Here is a 10,643-nt window from a genome sequence, read left to right on the forward strand (position 1 = left end):
TAATAAAGGTGTTCAAGCCAATTGTAAAGCGAAAGGAGAAAAATATAGCACAAAAGGCACATAGTTTATCACACACAAAGTGGAGGTGTAAATATCACATTGTGTTCACCCCTAAGTATAGACGAAAAATCATTTATAATCAATATCGAAGTAGTTTAGGCGAAATATTTCATCGTTTGTGCAGCTATAAAGGTGTTGAAATTATCGAAGGTCACTTGATGCCTGATCATGTACATATGTTAGTAAGTATTCCACCGAGGATAAGTGTTTCAAGTTTCATGGGATATTTAAAAGATAAAAGTGCACTCATGATGTTTGATAAACACGCTAATCTCAAGTACAAGTTTGGAAATCGGCATTTCTGGGCAGAAGGTTACTACGTGAGTACAGTAGGACTTAATGAAACCACAATTAGGAAATATATTCAAGATTAAAGAAATTATCCAGTGGATGATTTCTTCACGAGTATGAAAATTCGAGAACGAGTAAAGCATGATATAGCATTAGATAAATTAAGTGTAAAAGAATATGAGGATCCCTTTAGGGATAGTGGTAAGTAGTACCAAGGTCTCTTTAAGAGGCAAGTGACGAGTCAAGAGCGATGAGGATTGAACAACGTGAAAGCCAGCGTCTTTAGGCGCTAGCTGGTGATTTGGGCTTATAGCCCTGGTGCAAACCACCCGTCTAACGGGTGGTTATGATTTTTAAAATCCATTATTGTCGCTGAGCTCTTTGAACCAGTGGCCTGATTTCTTCAGGCGGCGTTCTTGCGTTTCCAAGTCAAGCTCAACCAGACCATAGCGGTTTTTATAGCTATTGAGCCATGACCAGCAATCGATAAAGGTCCAAATCAAGTAACCCTTACAGTTGGCCCCGTCTTCAATGGCACGGTGAAGTTCACGCAGATGCCCTTTGACAAAGTCAATACGATAGTCGTCTTGAATCATGCCATTCTCACGGAATTTATCTTCACCTTCAACGCCCATACCATTTTCGGTCAACATCCACTCGATATTGCCATAGTTTTCCTTGATATTTTGAGCGATATCATAAATCCCTTGCTCATAGATTTCCCAACCGCGGTGAGGATTGATTTTACGACCCGGCATGATATAAGGCTCATAGAAATGTTCTGGCAAGAGTGGACTGTCTGGATGCTTGGCAAAACGTGGCGCCATAACACGCAGAGGTTGATAGTAGTTAACTCCAAGGAAATCAACTGTATTCTCGCGAATGAGTTCTAACTCTTCAACAGTGTACTCTGGTAACAAGTCATAGTCTGCTAAAATCTCTACTAACTCTTCTGGATAAGCTCCCAAGACAGACGGATCTAGGAAAGATTGAGCCTGGAAGAGGTCGGCAATGCGAGCAGCCTTGACATCCGCAGAATGCTGACTACGTGGATAGGCTGGTGTCAAATTGAGGACAATCCCAATCTTAGAGTCAGGTAAGAGTTCATGACAGGCCTTAACTGCAAGACTACTAGCCAGTTGCGTATGATAGGCAACCTTAACCGCTGCTTTGGCATCTACCTTATGAGGATAGTGGGCATCATAGAAATAGCCAAACTCTACGGGGACAATGGGCTCGTTAAAGGTAATCCATTGGTCCACCAAGTCACCGTAAGTCTCAAAACAAAAACGAGCATAATCTTCGTAGACCTTGATAGTGGCCTTATTTTCCCAACCATCGCCGTCTTCTTGGAGGGCAAATGGCAGGTCAAAGTGATAGAGATTGACTAAGAGACGGATTCCCTTGGCCTTAATGGCTTCAAAGACCTGACGGTAGAAAACCACACCTTGAGGATTGACCTCTCCACGGCCTTGCGGGAAAATACGAGACCACTGGATAGAAGTTCGGAAAGCTGTATGTCCAGTCTCTACCAAAAGCTCAATATCCTTTTCCCAGTTTTCATAGAAAGTCGATGTTTTATCAGGTCCAATTCCATTGTAGTAGCGATTGGGCTCCACCTGATACCAATAATCCCATAGATTATCTCCCTTACCATCACCAAGCACTCGTCCTTCTGTCTGTGGTCCAGAAGTGGAGGAACCCCAAACAAAATCCTTTGGAAATTTTAGCATAGCTTTACCTCTTCATTTACTCATTTTTCCCATTATATAGAAAAAACAAGGTAAAAACTAGTTACATTTTTGCCTTGTTTTTCTTCTGATTATAGTTTTTATTTCTTGCTGAGGATTTCAAGCGTTTCAAGCAAGTTGTCTGCATGAACTTCGATGGTGTCACCAGTCGCCTTAATCTTAACTTCTACGATGCCATCAGCTGCTTTTTTCCCAACAGTAATACGGATTGGCAACCCAATCAAGTCGCTATCGCTAAATTTAACACCGACACGTTCGTTTCGGTCATCCGTCAAGACTTCGTAACCAGCGTCCATCAAGCTTCCTTCAAGTTTCTCTGTCAAGGCTTGCGCTTCTTCGTCTTTGACATTGACAGTGATCAAGTGCACATCAAATGGTGCCAATTCTTTAGGGAAGTTAACTCCCCAAGCGTAACGGTATTCACCTTTTGGCGTTTTGTTGACAAAGAGGCGAGCGTGTTGCTCCATCACTGCTGAAAGGAGACGGCTGACACCGATACCGTAACATCCCATGATAATTGGCACAGCACGGCCATTTTCATCCAAGACATCTGCTCCCATGCTTGCTGAATAACGAGTTCCGAGTTTGAAAATATGACCGATCTCAATACCACGCGCGAAGTTTAGAACACCTTGTCCGTCTGGTGAAATTTCACCCTCACGAACTTCGCGGATATCCACGTATTCTGCAGTGAAATCACGACCTGGGTTCACACCCGTCAAGTGGTAACCATCTTCGTTGGCCCCCACAACAGCATTGCGAACATCTTGTACCTTACGGTCTGCAATGATTTTCACATTTTCTGGCAAACCAACTGGACCAAGTGAACCAAAACCTGCCTGAACAACACTTGCTACTTCTTCTTCGCTCGCAACATCAAAGAAATCTGCACCCAAGTGGTTTTTCAACTTGACTTCGTTGAGTTGGTCATTTCCAACTAGAAGGGCTGCAACAAGCTCACCATCTGCCATGTAGAAGAGGGTTTTAATCGTTTGCTCTTCTGTTACGTTGAGGAAGGCTGCAACCTCATCGATGGATTTAACACCTGGAGTTTCGACGCGAGTCACTTCTTCTTCCGCAACGACACGGTTACTTGGTTTGTACTCGTTTGTTGCCATTTCTAAGTTAGCCGCATAGCTAGATTCACTTGAGTAGGCAATGGTGTCTTCACCAGAAACCATCCATTTGAGCAATTCTGCCTTGATTTCTTCTTGCACTTCTGCAGGAATTTCATCAAATGAGGCAACTGACTTGTCTAAGACAACCCAGCGATCGAGGTCTGTACGGGCTGGTGTAATGGCCATAAATTCTTGGCTATCCTTACCACCCATGGCGCCACCATCACCGATGATGGCCTTGAAGTCCAAGCCACTACGAGTGAAAATACGTTCATAGGCCGCCTTGTACTCGTCATAAGTCACATCCAAACTATCGTAATTAGCATGGAAACTATAGCCGTCTTTCATGATAAATTCACGCGTACGGAGAAGGCCGTTACGTGGGCGTTTTTCATCACGGTATTTAGGTTGGATTTGGTAAAGGTTGAGTGGCAATTGCTTGTAAGACTTAACTGAATCACGGACAATAGCTGTGAAGGTCTCTTCGTGTGTCGGACCTAGGATAAAGTCTGACTTTTCACGGTTTTTCAATTTATAAAGGTCTTCACCATAGGTTTCATAACGACCTGATTCACGCCAAAGATCAGCACTGAGAAGGGCCGGAGCCAACATCTCCACCGCACCAATCTTATCAAACTCTTGGCGCATGATGTTCTTGGCCTTTTCAATCACACGGTTAGCAAGTGGTAGGTAAGAATAAACACCTGCAGAAACTTGACGAACATAACCAGCACGCAACATAAGGGCGTGGCTGATAACTTGAGCATCGCTTGGCATTTCGCGAAGCGTTGGGATTAGCATTTTACTTTGTTTCATAATATTCCTCGATTATCTAAAAGAAGAGTCGCATAATGTCATTCCAGGTCACAGCTAGCATCAAGACAACCATGATAACTACACCAGCCATGGTGACATAGGTTTCAATTTCTTGTTTAAGGGGTTTCCGGCGGATAGCCTCTAGGATATTGAGCACAATCTTTCCACCATCCAATGCCGGAATCGGAATCAAATTAAAAATCCCGATATTGATGGAAATCATGGCTAGGAAGTAGAGGACATTCTCAAGACCATTTTTGGCAGCATCGCTACTTGCCTTAAAAATGGCAACGGGACCACCGAGTTTGTTCAAATCTGGATGGAAAATCAAGTTTTTCAGAGCCGAAAGGATACGGAGCCCCGAGTCAGCAGCGGTTGTAAATCCACCGACAAACATGGATAGGAGGTCTGACTTGATCCCCGGTTGAACCCCGAGAATATAACGTCCTTGATTCTCTTCTGGAGTCACAGTAACCTGTTTTTCGCTACCATTTTCAGAAATGGTCACATCCAAGGTCGGAGCGGTCTTGTCCATAGTATCTGCTTCCACAGCCTGGGTCAAATCTTGCCAATTCTTAACCTCATGCGAACCAACCTTGGTAATTTGAGCGGTCTCAGCTACACCTACCTTAGCCAAAGCTCCCTCTGGCATGACATGAAAGAGATTGGTCTGAGTGTCTCTAACACCACCCTGCAAAAAGATCAAGATCCAAAAAACAATAACACCTAAGATAAAGTTATTCATAGGACCTGCAAAGTTGGTGATAAGCTTACCCCAGATAGAAGCATTTTGGTACTGTACATCCAGAGGGGCGATGCGCACTTCGGTTCCGTCTGCCTCAACAACTGTTGCATCGTGATCCACTGCAAAGGTCTTTTCTTCTTCCAAGACCAAGCCTTTAATGAAGAGCTTGTCTTCAAAGTCAAACTGGGTTACCTGCATCGGGAGAGCTGTTTGATCCAGTTTCTTCCCAGATAGATTGATCCGTTTGACCTTACCATCGTTGGCAAGTGTTAAACTGACCGGGGTTCCAGTCTTGATCTCCGTCGCATCATCGCCCCAACCAGCCATACGAACATATCCTCCTAAAGGAAGGATCCGAATGGTATAAGCAGTGCCATCCTTACCAATATGGGCAAAAATCTTGGGGCCCATACCAATAGCAAATTCACGAACTAGAATGCCTGATTTCTTGGCAAAATAAAAATGTCCAAACTCATGCACCACCACGATAATCCCAAAAACCAGGATAAAGGTTAGCAATCCAATCATTCAATATTCCTTTCTTTAGAAGAGACCAAACAAGTGCATGATAGGAAAGACAACTAGCATACTATCAAAACGATCCAACACACCACCATGTCCCGGGATAAATTTCCCAGAATCCTTGACACCGAAATGGCGTTTCATGGCACTCTCAATCAAATCACCAAACTGACCTGCCACACTGAAGAAGACGGCAAAGAGGCTCATTCTATAAATCCCATAAGGGAGAGCAACTGTGCTATCTACTAGCATGAAGATTGCTGTTACCAGTACCGCACCTAGAATACCACCGATAAAGCCCTCAATGCTCTTATTGGGAGAAACTCTTGGTGCCAACTTATGCTTGCCAAAATTCATCCCTATTAGGTAAGCTGCGCTATCAGTCGCCCAGACGATAAAGAGGGCCAGAAGCACCTTGTCAAAACCTGCCACCCGAGCATCTAGTAAGGCGTTAAAGCCAAAACCAACATAAAAACTCATAGCAATTGGAAAAACAGCATCTTCAATCGTATAGTTTTTACTGAAAACAGTCGTCCCCAGCATAATTGTAATCAAAACACTGTAGGCAACCACATTCCCATCAACTGGCAAAAAAGTTAGATAATTTTCTAGGGGGATTGTGAGGGCAAATGTCGCAAAGAGGGTCAAGGCGCCCTCGATGGTCATGGTCTTTAGCCCCTTCATCTGCAAGAGTTCATGGACAGCCAGCATCGCTAACAAACCAATCCCTATCTGCAACAAGAGTCCTCCCACAAATAAGACTGGAAGGAAAATAGCCAGGGCCAATCCAGCAAACAACGTTCTCTTTTGTAAATCTTGGGTCATATCTTCTCCTAAACTCCTCCAAAACGGCGATTGCGACGATTATAGGCCGTAATAGCCTCCTTCAAAGATGCTTCATCAAAATCAGGCCACAAGGTATCCGTAAAATAAAGCTCGCTATAGGCTGCTTGCCATGGCAAAAAATTACTCAAACGCAACTCGCCACTCGTGCGGATAATCAAATCAGGATCTCGCAAATCCTTTGGCAGGCGTTGTGTGAAAAGATAATCCCCTATCATATCTTCTGTAATATCACCAGGATTGATTTTGGCATCTAGAACATCCTGAGCTATCAACTTAAGAGCCTGCGTAATCTCAGAACGCCCACCGTAATTGAGGGCAAAATTGAGAATCAAACCCGTATTGTTCTTGGTCAATTCCTCTGCTTTTGTCAAGGCTTCGAAAGTTGGCTTAGGAAGACGGTCTGTCTCCCCAATCATCTGAATCTTAACATTGTTTGCGTGCAGTTCAGGGACGTAGTTATCATAAAACTCGACTGGCAAGTTCATGATAAATTTGACTTCTTGATCTGGGCGCGTCCAGTTTTCCGTTGAAAAGGCATAGACTGTCATTACCTTGACGCCCAGTTTATTGGCTGCCTTGGTCACCTTTTGGAGAGCTTCCATCCCCGCCTTATGACCAAAAACTCGTGGTTGCATCCGTTTTTTAGCCCAGCGGCCATTCCCATCCATAATGATGCCAATGTGAGCAGGAACCTGTACAGGAATCTCTACTTCTACAGCTTTATCTTTCTTAAAAAATCCAAACATGATCTTATTCCTATTCAAAAATCTATCGTTTCATTATACCATATTTCCCCATTTTCTTCTATTGCTAAGTTATTAGCTCTCCTTACAGACAAAAAATAAGCCGCCTGATTGGGCGACTTTATTTTATAGGGAGATTATTATGAAAAAGTTTTAGGAGTTTAAGTTAAGTTTTTCTTAACTTATGGACTTAGTATACCGTTCCTAACTTAAATTTTTCTTATACACTTATACAATAGTATACTTTTTAGGCCTTGTATTATCCTTATTTACGACAATATGAATATCTATTTCTCGTTTAAAATTATATGTTTCAAATGCTAATTTTATGAGGTTAAGCCTATCAGAACTAGTTGGTGTTGAATTTTTGAAACTTATTCTTCCACCCAAAACAGGACATACTATTTTCCTTCCTTTTGCATTATTTTCTATATATTCACAAAGGTCATACAACATTGAAAAATAGTCTCTAATATCTTCTAAAATCATCGTATCATTTTCATCAAGGCAAGCAATTTTAATTAGATAATATACAGAAGAATTATTTTGCATTGTTACAATTCGATTAGTCTCCCTCCTTACATTTTCTAAATCAAGCACATTAATTCTATTAAGAAAGTGAGAATATACAGACTTTGGACTAATTTTAGTTTTATCAACCGTTAAATCATCATCGGTTGCAATAACTCGGATATAATCATTATATTTCGTCTTGAAAATATCATCATAATAAATTTTTAGATTTAATTTTTGTGTATTACTCAAAAATTTATATCGATTCTTCTTGTAAATATATGCAATTATAAATGAAACTAACAAGATTAATGTTTGACAAGTAATATATTTTCTAGGATCGTTTGGAATCAATGGCTGTAAAAATTGTATACCACCAAACCACGCTAATGTAATTGGTCCATACTCTTTAATTTTACTAATCATAATACTCCTCTACATTTCTATAATAGTATTTTGGAGGATTCTGTTTCATATTTAAATTTAAATTATTTCGTCGTTTATTATTTATGTCATCAAATTCAATATCACAAATATCCACATGTGTATTTTTAGATCCTTTATGACTCGAAACCACACGCTTATACTCCTCTTTATAAGGAATAAAAATTTGAACTCCACCCAACTTAGAATAATTTGTTATACTCGTTACGGCCATCAAATCTCTAGAGAGACTCTCAGAAATCTGGTAATAATACTTTATGTCTTTATTATTAGTAATTAGATGTATGACAGTTGGTTCTTCTTTAGAAATTTCATATTTCAAATCTATTGAAGTCGCTTCATAACAATTTAAAAAAGCATGCTTATATCCTCTGAAGCTAAAAGTGTGATTAAATTCTTCTTTTGGAATGTACATTGTCCAATTAATATTCTTACCTTCAGGCCTACTCTGCCTAAATTTATCATATTCTTCTGGCGAAGGATATATCTTCGGAATTAGTTGAATATGAGCATCTTTGTATTCAACACCTTTTATTGTTGTTTTTAGTGGAATAATAACAATAGTTAGATTTAAGATTCTTCCGTTAATTAATATAAAATCTAACCCACCTACTATTAGTGTTTTAGTCTTTACTGCATGCTTTACGACAGTAACAATATCTTCAATACTAATCCCTTGCTCAGGGAAAGAAATAATATCCGCATTATATTTATCTGATAAATTTAAAACAGTTACAATGTCAGAAAGAGAGGAGAGATTTTCTGATGTTTTAATAAACATTTCTAATCTTTTTTCATAAGAATAGAGATTTGCTTGAGCAAATCGAAAAGTTGATTTTTTTTCATAATCTTCTAAAAGTATATCCTCGTTTCCAATTTTTTTAGGATATCCATTATTTTTATTCCACTCTTTGAGTAAATCATTTAGTTTATTAAATTGATTAGATTCTATTTTAAACTTTTGAAACTCTTCCTCACCAATGTGCTCGAATATCTCGTATAGTTTTTTTAGTTGAATCTCGTAGTTAAGTAAATAATTATCATCTTGATATTTATATTTTGGTTTTCTGAAATTATCTTGTAAACTAACAATCAACTCTTTATCATTTTCAAAAAAACATTTTTTTAATAAGTCTTCATAATATTCTACAAAAGTACCTATCAATTCATCATTAATAGATTTAATATTCTCTAGTTTTTTGTAAAACATAGTTTTATCTCGAACTTTTCCATCTAACTTATGTAGATTTTGAGAAATTGTTTCTATCGCACATAACTGATACCAATAATCATATAGTTCTAAAAAAAATTCATCATCAACAAAATCATAAAAATATTTAATAAATTTTTTCGAAAGTTCGACATTTTTTTTATGATTTTCTTTTCTCATAGTTCCATAAATAGAATAAAAAATTGTTGAAATTATCCTACTTAGATGCTTTTTATCTTTGGATATTGTAAATAAATCTGATAATTTTGTAATATCTTTTGTCAAAATATATGCTTTATCAAACTCGTCTTCAAACTCTAGTGGATCAATAATCCTATGATTATCACTAGACAATCTTGAAGTTTCCTTTTCAAATTTTTTCAAATAATTTATATCATTCTTCTCACTTATAATAAAATATAGAGTCTTTTCAAAATTAAGATTTATATAAATATCTTTTTTCTTTAGCTTTTCTTTTATTCTATCCAATTCTCCTTCGATATCATTAACAATTTCATTTTTATTATCATTATTAATTTCTTTAACGATAACAAAAGATATATCATCAACATACCTTCCATACTGTATGGGATTGTGTCTAGATTTTATCTCTTTGTCTAACTCTTTAAGATAAATATTAATTAATACATTACTAGGAAAAAAACCGATAGGTAAAACCTCATGATGTTCCTGAGAAGATGTTTTTTCTATGTACTCCGTGATAGCTTGTAAATCATTATATTTCTTTAAAACACTGAAAACATAAGCATTTAACCTCATTACATTTTCACTGACTTTACTACCTTCAAGAAAAGATGTAATTTTTCTTCTTAGTTCGCCTATGTTAATAGAATAAAAACATTTGCTAAGGTCTGTCTGTACTAAAATACCCGTTTTATTATTTTCAATCAAAGTTTTCACTTCTTTAAAACTTGCATCTCTAAAATCAGAATAGGCTTCAAAATAAGGTTTAAAAATGGAATTTGTATTTTGAGACACTCGATTTGCATATACATCATTAGATAATTGTCCATTATCTAATTCTCTACCTATAACTTCTACCCAAATTGCTCCTAATATCATTATTTTCAAATCAGAAAGTATGAAATAATTATATTCTATTTCACCATTTATTTTGTTTTCTGCAGTAAAACTGATAACATTTTTTTCTTGTTTACAGAGAGTATCATCATTTTTGTTATTCAATTCATTCTCAGAACGACTAATTTTTTTGAATAAGGGAACGGCATCGATAAAACAATTCCCTACATCAAATCGAGAATTTTTTATTTCATAATTAACATTTTCAATTTCCGCTTCTAAATATTCTCTAATTTTTAAAGAGTCTTTATCTGTATTACCAAACCATTTAACCCAGTTATACATATATCTTTTATTGTATCTTAATTCTGTTAAAATTTTGTTTGCTAAATATTTTTTATTAACTAGAATATCTTTATTCATTTATCCTATAAAATCCCTTCACTTTTCATTATGAACTCAAAAGTCTCTAGCAACTTTCTTACAAAACTTATTATACTATTTAAGTGATTTTAGTTCAATAATTATTAGTCTATAGATTTA

General features: G+C 37.6%; 7 protein-coding genes and 1 pseudogene. 1 reads left to right on the top strand and 7 read right to left on the bottom strand.

Annotated elements, in window-relative coordinates:
• The first annotated feature begins 44 nt into the window (after positions 1-44).
• A pseudogene (gene tnpA, locus HMPREF9965_RS07340) lies at positions 45-560 on the top strand (IS200/IS605 family transposase).
• Positions 561-704: 144 nt separating this feature from the next.
• Here tnpA and HMPREF9965_RS07345 read toward each other — a convergent pair.
• The 7 genes from HMPREF9965_RS07345 to HMPREF9965_RS07375 all read right to left on the bottom strand — a co-directional run bounded on the left by HMPREF9965_RS07345 (position 705) and on the right by HMPREF9965_RS07375 (position 10,523).
• Entirely contained in the window at positions 705-2,084 is a 1,380-nt protein-coding gene (locus HMPREF9965_RS07345; RefSeq protein ID WP_000911348.1) for a glycoside hydrolase family 1 protein, read from the bottom strand.
• Positions 2,085-2,182: 98 nt separating this feature from the next.
• On the bottom strand, positions 2,183-4,036 hold the full coding sequence (locus HMPREF9965_RS07350; RefSeq protein WP_000814027.1) for a proline--tRNA ligase: 1,854 nt from the start codon (positions 4,034-4,036) through the stop codon (positions 2,183-2,185).
• Positions 4,037-4,052: 16 nt separating this feature from the next.
• Positions 4,053-5,309, bottom strand: coding sequence for an RIP metalloprotease RseP (gene rseP, locus HMPREF9965_RS07355; RefSeq protein ID WP_000579734.1), 1,257 nt, complete (start codon positions 5,307-5,309; stop codon positions 4,053-4,055).
• 15 nt (positions 5,310-5,324) lie between these two features.
• Positions 5,325-6,128, bottom strand: a complete 804-nt coding sequence (locus tag HMPREF9965_RS07360) for a phosphatidate cytidylyltransferase (RefSeq protein ID WP_000189873.1) — start codon at positions 6,126-6,128, stop codon at positions 5,325-5,327.
• A gap of 8 nt (positions 6,129-6,136) precedes the next feature.
• On the bottom strand, positions 6,137-6,895 hold the full coding sequence (locus tag HMPREF9965_RS07365) for an isoprenyl transferase (protein WP_000466701.1): 759 nt from the start codon (positions 6,893-6,895) through the stop codon (positions 6,137-6,139).
• Positions 6,896-7,120: 225 nt separating this feature from the next.
• A complete protein-coding gene (locus HMPREF9965_RS07370) occupies positions 7,121-7,831 on the bottom strand; it encodes a macro domain-containing protein (protein WP_000623892.1) in 711 nt (236 codons plus the stop codon).
• Positions 7,824-10,523, bottom strand: coding sequence for an RNA-directed DNA polymerase (locus tag HMPREF9965_RS07375; RefSeq protein ID WP_001030633.1), 2,700 nt, complete (start codon positions 10,521-10,523; stop codon positions 7,824-7,826). The genes HMPREF9965_RS07370 and HMPREF9965_RS07375 overlap by 8 nt, the downstream gene beginning before the upstream one ends.
• Positions 10,524-10,643 lie beyond the last annotated feature (120 nt).

The sequence above is a fragment of the Streptococcus mitis bv. 2 str. SK95 genome (genome assembly GCF_000222705.1).
GTDB classification, from domain to species: Bacteria; Bacillota; Bacilli; order Lactobacillales; family Streptococcaceae; genus Streptococcus; species Streptococcus mitis_AY.